The following is an 18,320-nucleotide window of genomic DNA, read 5'->3' as shown; positions in this document are numbered from 1 at the left end:
ACAAAAATAATGAGTCAAAAAATTCCTTGGCAAGAACGCCCTGCGGGTTGTACCGATGTAATGTGGCGTTATTCTGAAAACCCTATTATCGGTAGGTATGATATCCCTACCTCTAACAGTATTTTTAACTCGGCTGTTGTGCCTTTTGGCGACGGCTATGCAGGGGTTTTCCGCTGCGACAACAAAGCAGTACAAATGAACATTTTTGCTGGCTTCAGTAAAGATGCTATTCACTGGGAAATCAACCACGAACCTATCGTGATGAAAGGTGGTAATACTGATTTCCTTCATTCTGAGTATAAGTACGACCCTCGCGTAACGTTTATCGAAGACCGCTATTGGGTAACTTGGTGTAATGGCTATTGTGGCCCTACTATCGGGATTGCTTATACTTTTGATTTCAAAGAGTTTTTCCAATGCGAGAATGCCTTTTTGCCTTTCAACCGCAATGGGGTACTTTTTCCTGAGAAAATCAACGGTAAATACGCAATGCTTAGCCGCCCAAGTGATAACGGACATACTCCTTTCGGTGATATTTTCATCAGCTATAGCCCCGATATGAAATACTGGGGTGAACACCGCTGTGTGATGAAAGTAACACCTTTTATAGATAGCGCTTGGCAATGTACCAAAATAGGAGCAGGAGCTGTGCCTATCAAAACAAAAGATGGTTGGCTATTGTTCTATCACGGGGTGATCAACACTTGCAACGGTTTCCGCTACTCTATGGGAGCTGCATTGTTAGACCTCAACAATCCAAGCAAGGTAATCGCTCGTACACAGCCTTACCTCTTGGCGCCTGCCACTCTCTACGAAACTACCGGCGATGTGCCTAATGTAGTATTTCCTTGCGCTGCCTTGCATTCTATCGAAGAAGACAAAGTAGCAGTATACTACGGTGCTGCCGATACAGTAGTGGGCGTTGCTTTCGGACGTATTTCCGAAATCGTAAAATTCACTAAAGAAAATTCTTTATAAGTTATCAGGTGTTAGGGGTCAGGGGGCAGGTATCAAAATCCTACCCTGAAACCTAACACCTATTCCCTGAAACCTGAAACAAAATGCCTTTAGCTTTATTTAATTCTATCACTTCGTGGTTTTTAAAACGTCGCATCGACCAAATACAAGAGTTTGTACTCGACCCTCATAGGGTACAAGAACGCGTGCTTTTAGAACTAATCAGCAATGCCAAAGATACTGAACTCGGCAAGCAATACAACTTCGCCGAAGTGAAAAACTACCAGCAATTTGTGCGTGAAACGCCTCTCACTACCTACGAGGACTTTGAGCCTTATGTTGAAAGAGCTCGGCGCGGTGAACGCAATGTGTTTTGGCATACACCCATCAAGTGGTTTGCTAAGAGCAGCGGGACTACCAATGCCAAAAGCAAATTTATACCCGTGAGTGAGGAGGCTCTGCAATTGTGTCATTATAAATCAGGGAAAGATATGCTTTGCTTATACCTGAACAACAACGAGGATTCGAACCTTTTCAAAGGAAAGAGTTTGCGACTTGGGGGTAGCAAGCAATTATACGAACAAAACGGTACCTATTTTGGCGATTTATCGGCAATTTTAATTGAAAACTTGCCTTTTTGGGCAGAATGGAGTTGTACTCCCAGCAACAAAGTGTCGCTGATGAGTGAATGGGAGAGCAAACTACAGGCAATTGTAAAAGAAGTAAAAACCGAAAATGTAACTAGCATTGCAGGAGTCCCCTCGTGGATGCTCGTATTGCTGAACCGCATTTTAGAAGATACCCAAAAACAACACCTATTAGAATTGTGGGAAAACTTAGAAGTATATTTCCACGGTGGAGTGAGTTTCATTCCTTATCGCGAACAATATAAAAATATTATCCCCTCGGATACTTTCCGCTATTACGAAATATACAACGCTTCCGAAGGCTTTTTTGCTATTCAAGACCGCAACAATTCCGACGAGATGCTGCTAATGCTCGACTATGGTATTTTCTATGAATTTATCCCGATGGAAACCTTTGGCACTGCCCAACAAAAAGCTATTCCGCTGAGTGAAGTGGAGATAGGCAAAAACTACGCAATGGTGATTAGCACCAATGCAGGCTTGTGGCGGTATATTATAGGTGATACCGTACGATTTACCTCAGTAGCACCTTATCGCATCAAGATTACGGGGCGCACCAAACACTTTATCAATGTTTTTGGCGAAGAGCTCATTATAGAGAATGCTGAGCGCGCTTTAGAAAAAGCCTGCGAACAAACCAATAGTCATTTGATAGATTACACCGTAGCGCCTATCTTTATGCAGGACAAGCTAAAAGGCGGACACGAGTGGGTGATAGAATTTGAGTCGGCGCCAGAGAGTTTAGAGCAATTCACCGAGATATTAGACCTCGAACTCCAGAAACTCAACTCCGATTACGAAGCCAAGCGTTACAACAATATGACCCTCAACAAGCCCAAAGTACACAGCGCACGCGCGGGACTTTTCCACGATTGGCTCAAGCATAAAGACAAACTCGGCGGGCAAAACAAAGTCCCCCGACTTTCTAACAGTAGAGAATACGTAGAAGAATTGCTAAAATTGCGTGATTTACGATAAATCACGCAATTTTAGTTTCTAAAAGACTGAAAAACAAAGGTGATTTGATATAACTCTGTTTCTTCTTATTAACGGGAATAACTTCTAAAAATCCCATATCTACCAATTGTTTAAGATCAGTGCGAGCTGTGTAGTTCGAGATGAGAAAGCGATTTTCAATTTCTTTGATAGAAAGCACACGATCAGGATCATCGTAAATGATTTTGATAATTTGCGCCATACGATCGTTTACTCCAGGAATTTTCATAAATTGTGAAGCTTGAAATATCTCTTTTTGCTTTCTTTTAATATAAGTTTTTAAGGCTTCAAAAGCTTTTTCCATAGCCCTCAATTGGTAAGTGATGAAATAGCTGAGGTCGTTGTCATCAGCTTCAGTATGTAGGTAGGCTTTTTCGTATTGCTTTTTTGTTTCTTTTATAATACGTGAGATGGAGAGATATTCAGTAAGCCAATAGCCCGATTTGAGCATATACCAATAAAATACAGCGCGAGCAGTACGCCCATTGCCATCGGTGAAAGGGTGAATAAAACCTATCATAAAGTGCAGTACACAGGCTTTGACCAGAGGGTGAATAAAAGGAGTACTATTATTATTGAAAAAAGAGCAAAGTTCCTTGATAAGCTGTGGTATTTCACGAGCATCAGGAGGGGTGTGCACTACTTCGCTATTAGTAAAATCAACTACATAAATATTATTATGGGTGCGAAAAGCGCCTTCTTCTTCAGGTAAATCGAGGGTCTTATGAGCGATGAGTTGGTGGATATGCAACAAGTTTTCAGCTGAAAGCGGTTCGTCCTTATGTTGCACAATGTACTGCATCGTATGGTAGTTATTCACAATCATCTGCTCCGATTTGCTTTTAGGCTTTATCCCTTTTTGAATCATCTCTTTAGCCTTTTTACGCGTGGTATTAGCGCCCTCTATTTGGCTACTGGCTATTGACTCTTCCATAATAGAACTCACCATAAATTTATGTGTATCTACCTCGGCAATCTCCATATTGCTGGTGAGGGTACCCCCAATGTGCATATCAAAGTTATGGAGAGCTTGCTGGATATAATCGGTGAGTACATAGCTAAAATGGTAATTGCCAAATTGCAATGTACGCTGGTTTAGCAAGCGGTAAAGTTTTACAGCCTGCCACAATTGTTCAGGGGTCGCACTTTTAGTTTTTTTATATTTAAGTTCTGACCAATACAGATATTCATCTTGTATTTTCTGCAAGATACCCTCTTCTAACAGAGGTTTTATAAGGGAAAAAAGAGCCGATTGAGGGACAAAAGGAGGAGGGCTTTCTATCATTGGTTTTATGTGTTTAGAGGGCAAAGATAGCAAAAATTGCGTGATTTATGATAAATCACGCAATTTTTGCTTCGGGCTTCTGCCGAATTTCTTCTTAAAGGCAGTAGAGAAATGCGATACATACTCATAGCCACAAGCAAATGCTATCTCACTGATGTTCTTATCACTGTGGAGAAGTAGTTGCTGTGCTAACTCCATTTTATAATCGTATAAATAGCCGAAAACAGTAGTGCCAAATACTTCTTTAAAACCGTAGCATAATTTCTTTTCATTAGTACCTACAGCACGCGCTAACTCAGTTATAGTGGGTGTAGTGTTTAACTGAGCTGTAAGGAGATCGCGCACTTCGTACATCTTCTGTATATCGGTTGGGGTTTTACAATATTGGTGAGGTTGCGACTGTTGTTGCTCGTATTGTTGGAGTTGTAAAAGGAGAAGTTCCTGCACTTTCAGGTCGGTATAGGGGCCGGCAGCCTTGCCCAAGAGGGTTGCGTGTTGCAACTGACAAAGTGCTGTTTGTATCGCAAAGGTGGTAGGCAGAGAGTGGTCGGGAGAGAGGATAAAATTACCCCCACGCTCATAACGCTCGTACCAACTCATAAAGGTTTCGGGGTACTGAGTAGCCATCTGCGCAAACTGCTCGGCACTAATGGCTAAGGTAATGACCTCTATAGTATCGCCTTTATGCAAAAAGTCTTTGCCTGTGCATTCTTCACGTCCGAAAAAGATATTGTGCGTTCCTGCCTTGGCAGTGGAAATAGATTTATCTACCTCTATCTGAATGTCTTTGTGGGTTTGGGTTACAAAATACAGGCGCAAAGAAGGGATGTCCATACGCCCTTCGAAAGTAGCCTCTTGTTTTACTTGCGCTTGCCAACGATGATAAGTATAATGCCCTAAGGTTTGTTGTTCTAACTGAAAATGAGCTATTTGCTCGCTTACCCCTTCGTAATAAGTAAGTATTTCTTCTTCATTGGTTACCAACGGTAATGTTACTTCATTTATCATAGCTATTCAGATATAAAACTTTGCTAAGGATATTAAACAATTGTACTTCTTTTTTACTGTACTTTTGCCTCTGAAATTCATTTGTTTAGAACAAAAGTAAATAATATATCGCAAACTACCAAATTTTAGGGGTTAGGATTTAGGGGATAGGGGATAGAAAAATAAGGATTAGAAGTTGATAGTTAGTGATTTAATGGATAAAAACCAATATTTATGTTATACAAAACTTTTCTTTTATTACTGCTCACTACTTCCTTTTTATGGGCTCAAAATACTGCTGAACTTTCGGGTAAAATTACCGATAAAGCCACCCAAAAACCACTTATAGGCGCCGATATCTACCTCAAAGAATTGAAGAAAGGCACTAATGCCGATGCACAAGGTAACTATCATCTAAAAGGCATCCCCGAAGGCAATTACACTATTATAGGTAGCTATCTCGGTTACCAAACGTTTAGCAAAAAAATCTATCTAAAAGGGCAAGAGCGCTTGGATATCGGCCTTAAAGAGCAAGCCGAGGAAATAAGCGGGGTAACCGTTTCGGGCAAGAGCATCGCTCACCAAAAGAAAGAAGAGAGTATGCCTGTAACGGTGATTGATATGAGCAATATGCGAGGCACAGTGAGCAATGTGCAGGACATTCTCGCCAAAACCGTGGGGGTAACCTTGCGCACCTCTGGAGGTGTGGGAAGCAGTTCGCGCATTTCGGTACGCGGCTTGGAAGGCAAGCGCATTGGCTTTTTTATCGATGAATTGCCAATGAGCGAACAAACCGATTATTTAGATATTAACGATATTCCTATTGATATGATAGACCGCATCGAGATTTACAAAGGCGTTGTTCCTGCTCGCTTTGGAGGGTCGTCTTTGGGTGGGGCTATCAATATTGTAATTCGCGAATACCCCGATAAATATGCCGACCTCAGCTATGGTTACGAGAGCTTCAACACTCACAAGGCGCAAGGGGTCTTCAAACGCAACCTGAAAGCACGCGGACTCGTTTTTGGTATCGGTGGGGGCTATACCACTTCCGATAATAACTATACTTTCGATTCGCCCTATCGCGAGGGTTTGCGTATCACCCGCAACCACGATAAATACCACAAATACATCGTTGGAGGGAGCTTTAAAGCTAAAAAATGGTGGTTTGACGAGGTGGAGTTAGAGCCCGTAGTGGTGAAGACTTACAAAGAAGTACAAGGTATAGAGTACGATATTCGCGAGGCATATAGTGAGAGCCTTATGGCGGGCTTGGCTAACAAACTCAAGAAAGACAATTTCCTTACCGAAGGACTCAACTTTGATATGTTCAACGGATTGGTACTCACCAAAATGAACTTTATCGATAAAGCTACCCGCCGCTATGAATGGGACGGCACCTCCTACCCTACCCCATCGCGTTACGGAGGCGAGGTAGGCTACAACTTCCCTTCAGATTCCGATGACCAAAAACTATCGTTTATCAATAAAACCAACTTGGAGTATATCATCAATGAGCGTCATTCGTTCAACTTCAACAGTGTATTTTCTATAGCCAAAGGAACGCCAAAGGATGAACTCAAAACTCTCAGTTTAGGCAAACAAGTAAATTTCGATTCGCGTATGCACAGCTGGGTGAGCGGACTTACTTACGACTTGCGGTCACTTAACGATATATTTCTCAACTCGCTTACTGTACGCTACTACCAATACACTATGCACACTCAAATGGCACCATTATTTGTGCCTGGTAAGTACGATGTTGATTTAGAAAAGAACAATTGGGGGGTAAACAACGCTTTGCGCTACCGCTTTTTGCCTTCGCTAATGGGAAAACTCTCAGCAGGTTATGAAGTGCGTATCCCCTCAGAAAGTGAGCTTTTGGGCGACGGTATCGGTGTAGTGCCCAGTGCCGACCTCCTACCCGAACGCAATGCTAGTGCAAACCTCGGTTTATTGTTCGACCTCACGGGCAAACACCCTACCAATGCACAAATAGAAATGAACTTCTTCTATATGTATTTGCAGGATATGATACGCTACACCGCCGGACTTATAGGCGCACAATATCAGAATTTTGGCGAGATGCGCACCCTTGGGGTAGAGTTTGAAGCTAAAGCCGATGTACTCCCCTCACTCTATGCCTACGTGAATACTACTTACCAAGACTTGCGCGACACCCGCGACTACGAGCCCGCCAGTACCGTGCCCAACCCCACTAAAAACAAGCGTATGCCTAACATCCCTTACCTAATGGCAAACGCCGGAATGGAATTTCACCGCGAAAATCTCTTTGGAGGTAGCGGTCAGAACACCCGACTTTTTGCCGATGTGGCTTTTGTAGAAGAATATTTCTATGATTTTGAATTGACCCAATTACAAAAACGCCGCATCCCACGAAGCACCACTATTGACATAGGCTTTGAACACAGCTTTTTGAATAACAAACTCTTTATATCGGGCAAATTGCGCAATGTAACGAACGAAAAGACCTTGTCGGAATTTAACCGTCCACTCCCTGGTATCAACGGAGGAGTGAAGATTAGAATGATATTTTAGATTATGAATAAAATCCCTGAAACAATGCTCATAACCCTATGGGCAAAAGCAACTGAAAACCAACAGCGCAATCCTTTGTTGCGCGATGAAAAAGCTGCTGAGATTATTAGCAAAATAGACTATGATTTCAGCAAGTTTAAGAAAGCTAAATTCTCTCAAGCAGGGGTATGCGTGCGCGCGAGCCTGATTGATGAAGAGACACGCAAATTTATCACCGCTCACCCCAATGCGGTAGTCATACAACTCGGTGCAGGACTCGATGCCCGCTATGAGCGTTTGGGTTGCCCCGAAGTTACCCATTGGTACGACCTCGACCTACCCGAAGTGATGCAATTACGCCGTCAGTTTTTTGAAGAGACGGAACAGAGGAGTTTTTTGGAAATGTCACTTTTTGATAGAGAATGGATACCTATTGTAAAAGCACATCACAAACCCTTGCTCATTATCGTGGAGGGAGTGCTGATGTATTTCAGCCAGAGAGAAGTAAAAGATTTTATGATTGACCTCTGTGATGAAATAGACGAAGCTACCTTTTTGTTTGATATGCTCGCCTACGCCTTAGTGGGGCACGCCAAAAAACACGATACACTCGGCGCGATGGACAAAGACCAGCGTCCTGAATTTAAGTGGAGTGAAAAAGAAAGTGCTACGATGGAAAGTTGGCATCCCAAAATCCATTTGGCTAAAGAATACTATATGAGTGAGTATGACCAAGGTCGTTATCCTTTTATATTCAGAATGCTTTATAAAATTCCTTATTTTTATAAACGATTCAACCAGAGGGTAGTTAATTTGTCAATTTGCCAATGAGGTACGAGCCGTACAGGCAATTTGGTGCGTTGCAAACTTTATCGTCAAAGCGCTTAGACTAAAGACTAACAAAACTATGATACAAAATCTCAAATATATTACAACTTTTCATCCTAAGCAGATTCTCAAAAGTGTGTTGTGGGAAATTGTGCACAGCGGTTTTATCACAGCACCGTCGGGTATTTTGCTCATTATTGTATGGGAACTTTTCAAAGAACAACCTAACACTTCTCTCATCTGGTTGATGGTAGGGCTGATGTGCCTCTTGCTCTGTTTGCAGTTCTTTGTTGCCTCGCGCACTTTGGTCTCTTCTAATCTCTACGTATACGACATCGCTAAAGAATTGCGTATAAAGTTGGGCAATCACTTGCAAAAGCTCTCTTTGGGTTTCTTCAAAAAGCGTGACCCTGGAGAGATTGGCTCAGTAATTATGCAAGATGTTGCCTCGTTCGAACATATTTTTAGTCACAGTTTTGGCAATCTGGCGGCTGCCCTTTTTGGTACCGTAATGCTATCGAGCTTCTTGTTTTATTGCGATTGGCGACTCACCCTCTGTTTATTAGCTGCCTTACCGCTTATCATTCCTTTTTTAAAGCTCGGCACTTTTATCGTCGATAAATGGGGGTTGAGCAGAGCACAAGTGAAAGCCCGCAACGAGGTGTCGGCTAAGTTCTTAGAATATGTACAAGGTATCCGACATTTAAAATCCTATGGACTTACGGGCGACAATTATAGCACTCTCGAAAAAGCCTACGCCGACCTCCGCCAAAAGAGTATCCGTTTAGAGGCCATCCCAGGTCCTACGGTTACACTTTCGTTTATAGTGCTCGAAATTGCTTTTATACTGATGCTCGCCTTGGGCTTGTACTACCTCACACACGGAGAGATTACTGTACCTATACTAATGGTATTCCTCATTTTGGGGTATAATCTCTATAGTCCTATCAAAGTAGTATTGGTGGACTATTTGATGATTCGCTATATGAACGAGAGCCTCAGTAGGGTGATTGAAGTATTGCAAGAACCTACTATGGAAACTGATAAAAACGAGTTCCCTACCCATTTCGATATTACTTTCCACGATGTGAGTTTCGCTTATCTACCGGATAAAACGACTCTCAGTCAGCTGAATTTCACAGTGCCTGAGCACAATATGGTAGCTTTGGTAGGGCATTCAGGTTCGGGTAAAACCACTATTGCCTCACTCATCGCCCGCTTTTGGGATGTAACCAAAGGCAGTATCACCATCGGAGGAGTAGATATACGCCATATTCCGCAAGAACGTTTCTACGGACTTATCAGCGAGGTTTTTCAAGAGGTATACCTCTTTGATGATACTATTTACAACAACATCAAAATAGGCAATCCACACGCTACCGAAGCTGAGGTTATAGCCGCTGCCGAGCGTGCCCAAGTACTGTCGTTTGCGTGGGAACTGCCTCAAGGAATGCACACCGCCGTCGGTGAAGGGGGCAACCGACTCTCAGGAGGTGAGAAACAACGCATCAGTATTGCTCGTGCTTTGCTGAAAAACGCGCCCATCATCTTATTAGACGAAGCCACCGCCAGCCTCGACCCCGAAAACGAAATATTTATTCAGCAGGCTATTCAAGAGCTTGTAAAAGATAAAACCGTGGTGGTGATTGCCCACAAGCTATCCACTATCAAAAATGCTGATAAGATACTCGTGTTAGAAAATGGCAAAATCTCCGAAGCTGGTACGCATAGCGAACTCTTAGCACAAAAAGGTATTTACCAGCGCCTTTGGACACTCCAACAGCAATCTGGAGGATGGAAATTGCCAAATTAGCAAATATGAAAATTAGCTTATTATGAAACGATTACTCCAAATAGCAGGACAACGCAAGACTTTACTCTTAGCCTCTTGCACCTTAGCCGTCATACACAGCGTGCTGAGCCTTGTACCTTATGCCTTAGTGTTTTACATTATTAAAGAACTCACCCAATCACAACCTAATTTCACCACTATCCAACAGTATGTGGTATATGCTATAGTGATGGTAATAGTGAGTATGGTAGCCTTTTTGCTTTCGGGTATTCTCTCGCATATCGCCGCTTTCAATATTCTCTATGGCTTGCGCAAAACTATTACTGAGAAAGTAGGTATCTTGCCTATGGGTTATCTTTCACACCGCAATTCGGGAGCTTTCAAGAAAATAATTTCAGACGATGTAGAACGTATCGAAACCTTTGTAGCTCACCAAATCCCCGATTTTGTAAAAGCCGTTGCCTTGCCTCTGCTCACCTTGGGCTATCTGTTTAGTGAAGACTGGCGGTTAGCACTCATCAGCTGTTTGCCGCTACTCGTATTGGTGGTGATAATGCCCCTGATGTTTGGCAGTAAAAACCAAAATCTCACCCAAAAATACCACCATTCACTCGAAGAGATGAGTGCAGGCATTGTGGAATATGTACGCGCTATGCCGGTGATGAAAATCTTCCAGCAATCAGCTGAAACTTTTGATAAGTACGGCAAAAAAGTGCTCACCTTTCATCGTTTTGTAAGCGACTGGATACGCCATAGTTCACCCCCTTTTGCTATCTTTATGAGCTTTGCCAGCAATGCGATGTTGCCCGTTTTAGCATTGGGTTTATACCTCTATTTTCACAATGGGCTCACCCTCGCCACCCTGCTCTTTTTCCTAATTCTGGGCACGGGTTATATGCGCCCCGTGTTTGCGATGAGCAATATGGCAATGCAACTACAACTCATCGAGCAAGGCGTACAGCAAATAGACAAAATACTCGAAGCTCCCGTCCTACCCGAAACACACACTCCACAAGAGCCCTCTCATTACGATATTCATTTCGATAAAGTATCGTTTGCCTACGACGGCGAACATTACGTACTCAACGACATCAACTTTATTGCCAAAGAAGGCTCTATTACTGCTTTGGTAGGTCCTTCAGGTGCTGGCAAGAGCACGGTGGGGCAATTGTTGTCGCGTTTTTGGGATGTACAAGAAGGAAACATCAGCATTGGTGGGGTAGATATTCGTCAGTTATCTACTGAAAAGCTGATGCAGATGGTCTCTTTTGTATTTCAAGACAGCTTTATGTTTGCTCAAACAATGTACGAGAATATCCGTATGGGGATGAACAAAACCAAAGAAGAAGTGATTGCTGCTGCCCAAGCCGCTCAAATACACGACTTTATTATGAGCTTTCCCAAGGGCTACGACACTCTTTTCGGGCAACAAGGTGTACACCTCAGCGGAGGTGAACAACAGCGTTTTCAGTTGGCACGTGCTATCTTGAAAAATGCTCCTATTCTCGTTTTAGACGAAGCCACCGCCTTTGCCGACCCCGAGAACGAATACAAAATACAACAGGCATTTAGTGAGCTTATCAAGGGAAAAACCGTGCTTGTTATCGCTCACCGCCTTTCCACCATCACCACTGCCGACCAGATTATCGTTTTTGAAAAAGGTGAAATCAACGCCATAGGTACTCATAACGAGCTCTTGCAAAGTAGTGAACTCTACCAACGAATGTGGAACGCCCACAACAGAGCTAAAGAATGGAATATCTAACTAATAAATTAACCTATAAATATACATTACAATGAAAAAAGTAATCTTAACCCTCAGCAGCCTCGCTCTGCTCATTGTGTCTTGCAAAAAAGACGACACCCCTACCCCTACTCCTTCTAATGAAGGCAGTGGAAAGTATTTGGTGAAAACTACCTTTAAAAACCCCGACGGTAAAAGTGGTAGTTCTTACTTACAACTTACTAATGACCTCAATACCACTACTGCTTTAAACAACAAACAAGCTATACAAGTACCCTATATGTCGAGTGTAATGATATATGGCAATGAGGTATATTCATTAGATGCTATTGATGGTAGTTATGGTGTGAGAAAATTTATTTACAACCCTACTACCCAAAAACTTACCGAAAGTAAAAAATTCGATACCCCTGCACACTCTATGCCCTGCAACTTGATAAAGGTGAGCGATACCAAAGCCTATTTGCCTTTATACAACGTACCAAAGGTATTGATTATCAACCCACAAACAATGCAGAAAACAGGTGAAATAGACATTCAAAGGTACGCCCACAGCGACAGCAGTCCGGATGCAGGCTACGGAATAATACGCGATGGGTATTTCTACCTACCCCTATTGCAATTAGGACCTGACTATGCTCCTTATGCCGACCATCTCCAAAGTGATGTACTCATCATCAATGTACAAACTGATAAGGTAGAAAAGGTAATATCAGAAACCACTACTCACTTGGCTATGCCTTCTCAACCCTCGTATAAAACTTGTATTTTCACTACTGAAAACAAAGATATATACATAATGTGTGCAGGTTATTTTGGTTTTAATCCTGCCAATAAACATTCAGGATTAGTATGCATTCCTAAAAGTGCTACTATATCGGCTACGGAGTTTGACAGCAGTAAGAGTTGGGATATATCCAACACTACTATTGAGGGTACTACCTATAAACCTGCGACTATCTATAGTGTGGAATACTTAGGTAATGGCAAAGCGGTAGGTTTTGTAGGCGCTGCTGAACTGAATGTAAAAGACCCTTTCACCGATAAGAATGGTATTGCCGTATTGATAGACCTCAATGCTAAAACTATCAAGAAGATTGACGGTATCCCTTATACCGATAGCCATAGTGTGTTTATCGGTAGAAACAACAACGAAGTGATTTTTGGTGTATCGGGTACAGACAAAAGAGGTTTGTTTAGCTACAACCCTGCTACCGGTATTAGCAAGCAAGTGCTGAATACAGAAGGGGGTGCAGACTTCTTCTACGCATTTTAGTGCGAGCCGCACAGCCAATTTGATGCGAGCCGCACAGGCTTTATAGCGTTGCAAAAATCGAAAATTAATCAAAAAAATAAACTACAATGAAAAAAGTAATCTTAACTTTCTGCAGTCTTGCACTGCTTAGTGTGTCTTGCAAAAAAGATGACAACACTAAACCAGCTCCTGTACCTCCCAGCACGGTAGAGTACAACGGTAATTTCTTATTAGAAACCTCGGTGAAAAATCCCGATGGGATGAGTGGTAGTTCTTACCTTCAAATCATCCATAAAATGGCAGGAGGTATCGCTGTTGATAACTCTAAAGCTGAACAAATAGAGTTTGGTTCTTCGGTACAAGTAGAAGGCAATGATGTGTACCTTTTCGACACTATGAAAGGCGTAGGTGGTATCACTCAATATACTTATGACCCTGCTACTCAAAAACTTACTAAAGGAGCTACTCTTGCAGGAATTTCTAACTCAATGGTAGGTCACCTTGAGAAAGTAAGCGCTATTAAAGCCTACGTGCCTATGTATACCCAAGGCGTTGTGTGGATTATCAACCCACAAACAATGCAAAAAACAGGAGAAATCAATCTCGCCCAATACGCTCACGGCGACAGCAGTCCTGAGCCTGCTATGGGTATCCTCCGCGATGGCAAATACTATCTATGTCTCAACCAAATCAACCCAGGAGCAGGTTGGCAACCTTACGCCGACTACCAACAGTGTGATGTGGCTATCATCAACCCTCAAACTGATGTAGTAGAAAAAGTAGTCTCCGAAACCACTACCAAACTCACCTTCCCTACCCGCCCAATGGCGCAATGCAAGGGAATGCTCTTCACCAATGAAGCAGGTGATATTTATATGGCTACCGCAGGCTATTTTGGATATTCTAAGGACAATACCAAATGCGGTTTCCTCTGTATTCCCAAAGGCAGTACCGAGTTTGATAGCAGCAAATCGTGGGACATCTCCACTACCACTATTGCAGGCACTACCTACAAGCCTGCCAGCGTGTATAACTGCCAATATATAGGCAATGGTAAAGCTGTAGCTTATGTGGGTATCGTGGAACTCGGTGGCGCAAACCCCTATACTGCTAAAAACGCTATGGCAGTACTTATAAATCTCAACAACAAATCTATCAGCCAGATAAGGGGCGTTCCGCTTACTGACGGACATAGTATTCTCATCACCAAACTGAAAAACAGAGTGCTATTTGGTGCTTTTGGCACTGATAAACGCGGACTCTTCGATTTCAACCCAGCTACCGAAACTGTAGAGCAAATCCTCTCTACTACTGGCAACCCTGCCTTTTTTCACGCATTTTAAATGAAAGAAGAGCCCGTTAGCGAAGTTACTAACGGGCTCTTCTTTTATAAACAAGCATTTTTATGCCTCCTCTTTCAAGGATTGCCAGCAATTGCTTTATTATTTAATATTCGCTTGAAAAGCTGCTTCTGTAATTCTCTTATAAACTTCTACAGTTTTTCTATTCTGCCAATTCTCCAAAGTATTAGTAGTAATAGTAAGTTGGTCGTTAGTTATTTCAAAAGTAGGCATTGCCCTCTCTTTTCCGTCATTTATCATAAAACTATTATTCCCTAATAAGGTATATGCCTTAGCTTCTACATTTCCATAACTACATTGCTGATTGTTATAAGCAAAGTTATACTCACGAAGTTTGTCGCGACCAAAAACCAACATCGAGCGTTGGGTACATTCATCTAAGGTAGTTGCTACTCCATTCACTGTTTTAGACACTATTTGCCAATACCCTACCAAAGGATTGTTTTGAGAAGGTTTATATTCCATTTTATTAATTTCCTCCAATTCACTTTGAGTAAGTTTTCTAAATACAGCTACCCCTTCATTATTGTTTTTATCTCTATATTTCAAGGTAAGTTTATTCCCGCTAATAGAAAAAGTATAGATATCTTCTCCTTTTTTTAGTGTGTTACCCGATACAGTATAGTTAGTAGGAGTATTTTTTTCAAATGTACAGTTACCAGTATTATCGGTATCAAAATCATACGTTTGTTGCTGTGTGCCATTGTATATTCGCACCTCTTTGGCATCACAGGCAGGTAATGGTATTTCTTTTCCATTAACTGATATCGATTCTAATTGCCACGCTCCAATAAGTGCTTGGGGGTCGTTAGTGCTATCATCGTCCTTGCTACCACAAGACGAAACCATTGTTGCAAGTGCTATAAAAGCACCTAATAAAATTTTTCTCATTGTGTTTATTTTTTTTTGTTTAAAGCGCAAAGATAGTAAAAAAAAAACAACAATACCAATCAAGAGTGAATAAATAATTTATAACTTACAAATGAACAAATCATCCATTTGCCTAATTGATAAATTATTCTTACTTTTGTACCCTAACTTAATTATCACTCAATAATGAAGAAATTTTTTATAAGCCTAATAGCAGGTATTGCTTTAGTAAGTTGTAGCAAAAACGACGACAATAAAAAAGAAAATCCCCAAGAAAGTAATATCCTCCGCAAAATGACCACAAGAGATGCTGAAGGAAACAGCTCAGTAGCTTTATATACAGTAGAAAACGGAAGACTCACTGCCATAACCCATCAAAAATATAGCAAAAACGGCACCCAAAATGGTACTCCCGAGGTAAGTACTTTCTACTATGATAGCCATAATCGTATCATTAAAGCTGTAACTATAGGCTCTGAGGGGGGAGTTGATGATAAAACCGATAAATACAGCTATGACGATCAGGGAAACCTCGTTACATACGAAAAAATATTTACTGATAGTCACAGGTCTAAAGAGTTTTACGAATACAGCTATACAGGCAAACAACTCACCAAAATATTTCAAAAAACCTACATAAAAGGAAGTATAAATGGGGTACCCCACACCAGAATAGATTGTTATGAAGAGACTTTCACTTATAGTAATGGAGGTAATACCATAGTACAACACAATAAAGGTTTTGAAATAGATGCTCAAGGGGCTGTGATAAGTAGAACTGTCTACGAAGCTAACACTATTACCTATACACTTTCCAACGGCAATGTTGTAAAAACAGATAATAAAGATTCCGATGGTCGTTTGCATTACGTAGTAGAAAGCACTTACGACACTAAAAACAATCCTTTACAACATTTTGTTAGTATGTTAGCCCTATACCCTGAAGTATTTAGTGAAAAAGCAAAGAACAATATCACTAAAATGACCACTACCATAAATGATAATGGTAAGACTAAAGTAACTACTGTTCGCTCTGAGTACAACTACAATGCATCGGGCTATCCTATCAGTGCTAAAGTGTACACTAAAAATGATAATGAGGCAGAAAAAGAATCAACAATAGTATATGAATACTAAGTGCATAGTTACAAATAAAACAAAAAGACTGCTAAAAAGCAGTCTTTTTTTATTTTTTACTATTTTGTTTGCCTAAATAATGGTCGAGGGCAACGGTCATCGAGGGGCTTTCGGGTGAAGGCGCTTTGATATCGATGATAAGGCCTGCTTCTTCAGCAGCTTTAAGGGTTGCATCGCCATAAACGGCTATTTTAGTTTTCTTTTGTGAGAAATCGGGGAAACTCTTAAAAAGGGCTTCTATACCTGCAGGTGAAAAGAAAGTGAGTATATCGTACTTATTTTCTTTCAGTGCCGAAATATCACAGTATACTGTGCGGTAAAACACCACGCGTTCCCATTTGATTTTGATTTCGTCTAAGGCTGCAAAAGCCTCTGGTTTGGGTACATCCGAGCCTGGGAAGAGAAATTTCTCATCTTTGTATTTTTTGAGGATAGGCAAAAGATCGGCGAACTCTTTTTTACCTACATATATTTTGCGCTTGCGATAGGTGATGTACTTTTGCAGGTAGTAAGCGATGGCTTCCGATTGGCAAAAGTACTTCATTGTAATAGGCACTTTAAAGCGCATTTCTTCAGCTATGCGAAAATAATGGTCTACTGATTTCCGGCTGGTGAGAATAACGGCTGTAAAATTAGTAAGGTCAATCTTCTGCATTCTAATGTCCTTAGCGGTCATCCCTTCTACTTTGATAAAAGGCACAAAATCTACTTTCACATTGTGGTTTTGCATGATTTGTGCATACGGAGAGTTCTCAGCCTTTGGTTCTGGTTGCGAAACTAATATCGATTTTACCTTCATAAATGTTATTTCTTCACACTTCCTAAAAATACCTTGTTCCGTAAACGAGAAAGATATAGGGTGCTATTTCAAGGGTGCAAAGATACAAAATAAAATAGAATAAGTACGGTTTTATTTCTTTTTGATTGGATTTTATGATTTTAAGCCAACTTAATATATTGATAATCAGTAGTATCATCAACAATACTAAAAGAAGTAAAAACAAGTGTTTTTCGCTTGTAAAAGGTAGATAAACACCAAAAAAAAGGACGATTACCATCACAATTGCAGCATACGACGAGTAGGCTACCCTGCTAAAAATGTAGTCTCTACTAAAATCGGAAAGATCGAAAAGACTACTTATCCACCGCTGAAGGAGGAGTTTTACAATAAGGAATACAAATATGAAAAGCACTATTTCTAAGAACATAAACTTCTCGGCATAAAGTGTTGTTATTCCATAGTGTTTCAGGCATACGTATACAAAAAGCGCTAAACACAAACATTGTGTGAGGTAGAGTACTACCGTAAAGAGATGAAGTTTGCGTTCCTTTTTGCCATAGATAATAATGTACTTATTGTTGAACAACAATCGTTGATAGTCGGTAAAATGTTTAGGATAGAACACGCGCAGGAAGGCTACCAACCCAAAAATGAGCAGGAAGGCAGGGAATATCCAAGTGAGATAGGTGCGATGTATGAGCAGTGCGTCCAAAATTACTAAATGGGTTATTTAATGAGTTCTTCTTTGAGTTCTTCTTTAGGTTGTGTTTCTGTTTTGAGCTCGTTGTTAGAGGAGTTCATCGCTTTGCTGAGGCTGTCGCGTTGCAACTGGATTCTCTTTTCTACTTTCTTTACAATGGTATCGTATTCTTTAGGAAAAGAAGCGTAGTACACCATATTTTGTGCCAGCGAAAGACTGTCGATTGCGTATTTTTTGTAGATGAACTGTTGTGGGTTGAACTGCAACGAGTCTAATTTTTGGGCTTGTGAAACTTTCATCGATTCTAATACTGCCAAATCGTAAAGCAAGTTTTCCATTTGTTTTTCGTCTAAAAACTTATCGGGTTTTGGCACGATGTTCTTTTTGCAGGCTGTTACTGTGAGCAGTAAAGCGAATATATAAATAATTTTCTTCATAGTTT

15 protein-coding genes are annotated in these 18,320 nt (G+C 41.1%); 9 read left to right on the top strand and 6 right to left on the bottom strand.

From position 1 onward, the window contains the following. Window positions 1-9 precede the first annotated feature (9 nt). Together I7X29_RS08665 and I7X29_RS08660 are read left to right on the top strand one after the other, a co-directional pair. The gene (locus I7X29_RS08665) at window positions 10-978 is read left to right on the top strand and encodes a glycoside hydrolase family 130 protein (RefSeq protein WP_009417204.1); all 969 of its coding nucleotides are present in this window, start codon (window positions 10-12) and stop codon (window positions 976-978) included. Between the two features lie 83 nt (window positions 979-1,061). Next, window positions 1,062-2,582 carry a GH3 auxin-responsive promoter family protein gene (locus tag I7X29_RS08660; RefSeq protein ID WP_198474068.1) on the top strand — a complete coding sequence of 507 codons (1,521 nt, stop codon included), beginning with the start codon at window positions 1,062-1,064 and terminating at the stop codon, window positions 2,580-2,582. Between the two features lies 1 nt (window position 2,583). Here I7X29_RS08660 and I7X29_RS08655 read toward each other — a convergent pair whose 3' ends face one another. Then, entirely contained in the window at window positions 2,584-3,885 is a 1,302-nt protein-coding gene (locus tag I7X29_RS08655; RefSeq protein WP_198474067.1) for a Fic family protein, read from the bottom strand. 45 nt (window positions 3,886-3,930) lie between these two features. Further along, window positions 3,931-4,893 carry a helix-turn-helix domain-containing protein gene (locus tag I7X29_RS08650; RefSeq protein ID WP_225883704.1) on the bottom strand — a complete coding sequence of 321 codons (963 nt, stop codon included), beginning with the start codon at window positions 4,891-4,893 and terminating at the stop codon, window positions 3,931-3,933. Window positions 4,894-5,106: 213 nt separating this feature from the next. Between I7X29_RS08650 and I7X29_RS08645 the strand changes: the two genes are divergently transcribed. The 6 genes from I7X29_RS08645 (at window position 5,107) to I7X29_RS08620 (ending at window position 14,372) form a co-directional block, all read left to right on the top strand. Next, a complete protein-coding gene (locus I7X29_RS08645; RefSeq protein WP_198474066.1) occupies window positions 5,107-7,431 on the top strand; it encodes a TonB-dependent receptor in 2,325 nt (774 codons plus the stop codon). Window positions 7,432-7,434: 3 nt separating this feature from the next. Beyond that, on the top strand, window positions 7,435-8,241 hold the full coding sequence (locus I7X29_RS08640) for a class I SAM-dependent methyltransferase (protein ID WP_198474065.1): 807 nt from the start codon (window positions 7,435-7,437) through the stop codon (window positions 8,239-8,241). Between the two features lie 76 nt (window positions 8,242-8,317). Then, window positions 8,318-10,051: an ABC transporter ATP-binding protein gene (locus I7X29_RS08635; protein ID WP_198474064.1), complete on the top strand. Its 1,734-nt coding sequence runs from the start codon at window positions 8,318-8,320 to the stop codon at window positions 10,049-10,051. A gap of 22 nt (window positions 10,052-10,073) precedes the next feature. After that, complete coding sequence (locus tag I7X29_RS08630; protein WP_198474062.1) at window positions 10,074-11,795, top strand: ABC transporter ATP-binding protein; 1,722 nt, start codon at window positions 10,074-10,076, stop codon at window positions 11,793-11,795. 31 nt (window positions 11,796-11,826) lie between these two features. Next, the gene (locus I7X29_RS08625) at window positions 11,827-13,050 is read left to right on the top strand and encodes a hypothetical protein (protein WP_198474060.1); all 1,224 of its coding nucleotides are present in this window, start codon (window positions 11,827-11,829) and stop codon (window positions 13,048-13,050) included. 86 nt (window positions 13,051-13,136) lie between these two features. Then, complete coding sequence (locus tag I7X29_RS08620) at window positions 13,137-14,372, top strand: hypothetical protein (protein WP_198474058.1); 1,236 nt, start codon at window positions 13,137-13,139, stop codon at window positions 14,370-14,372. Between the two features lie 99 nt (window positions 14,373-14,471). Here the strand turns inward: I7X29_RS08620 and I7X29_RS08615 are convergent, their stop codons facing one another. Next, on the bottom strand, window positions 14,472-15,281 hold the full coding sequence (locus tag I7X29_RS08615) for a lipocalin-like domain-containing protein (protein ID WP_198474056.1): 810 nt from the start codon (window positions 15,279-15,281) through the stop codon (window positions 14,472-14,474). Window positions 15,282-15,446: 165 nt separating this feature from the next. Here I7X29_RS08615 and I7X29_RS08610 point away from each other — a divergent pair, with 165 nt between their 5' ends. Continuing rightward, window positions 15,447-16,397 carry a hypothetical protein gene (locus I7X29_RS08610; protein WP_198474054.1) on the top strand — a complete coding sequence of 317 codons (951 nt, stop codon included), beginning with the start codon at window positions 15,447-15,449 and terminating at the stop codon, window positions 16,395-16,397. A gap of 49 nt (window positions 16,398-16,446) precedes the next feature. On the opposite strand, the gene I7X29_RS08605 is transcribed toward I7X29_RS08610, so the two are convergent. The 3 genes from I7X29_RS08605 to I7X29_RS08595 are packed head-to-tail and all read right to left on the bottom strand — an operon-like array spanning window position 16,447 to window position 18,315. Then, entirely contained in the window at window positions 16,447-17,196 is a 750-nt protein-coding gene (locus I7X29_RS08605) for a uroporphyrinogen-III synthase (RefSeq protein WP_198474052.1), read from the bottom strand. Window positions 17,197-17,218: 22 nt separating this feature from the next. After that, window positions 17,219-17,890: a DUF4271 domain-containing protein gene (locus I7X29_RS08600; RefSeq protein WP_198474050.1), complete on the bottom strand. Its 672-nt coding sequence runs from the start codon at window positions 17,888-17,890 to the stop codon at window positions 17,219-17,221. Between the two features lie 14 nt (window positions 17,891-17,904). Continuing rightward, entirely contained in the window at window positions 17,905-18,315 is a 411-nt protein-coding gene (locus I7X29_RS08595) for a DUF4296 domain-containing protein (RefSeq protein WP_198474048.1), read from the bottom strand. Window positions 18,316-18,320: the final 5 nt, after the last annotated feature.

The organism is Capnocytophaga periodontitidis, assembly GCF_016126015.1.
In the GTDB taxonomy this organism is placed as follows: domain Bacteria; phylum Bacteroidota; class Bacteroidia; order Flavobacteriales; family Flavobacteriaceae; genus Capnocytophaga; species Capnocytophaga periodontitidis.
Note: the sequence above shows the minus strand (reverse complement) of the source record. Positions and strands in the feature narration are given on the sequence as shown.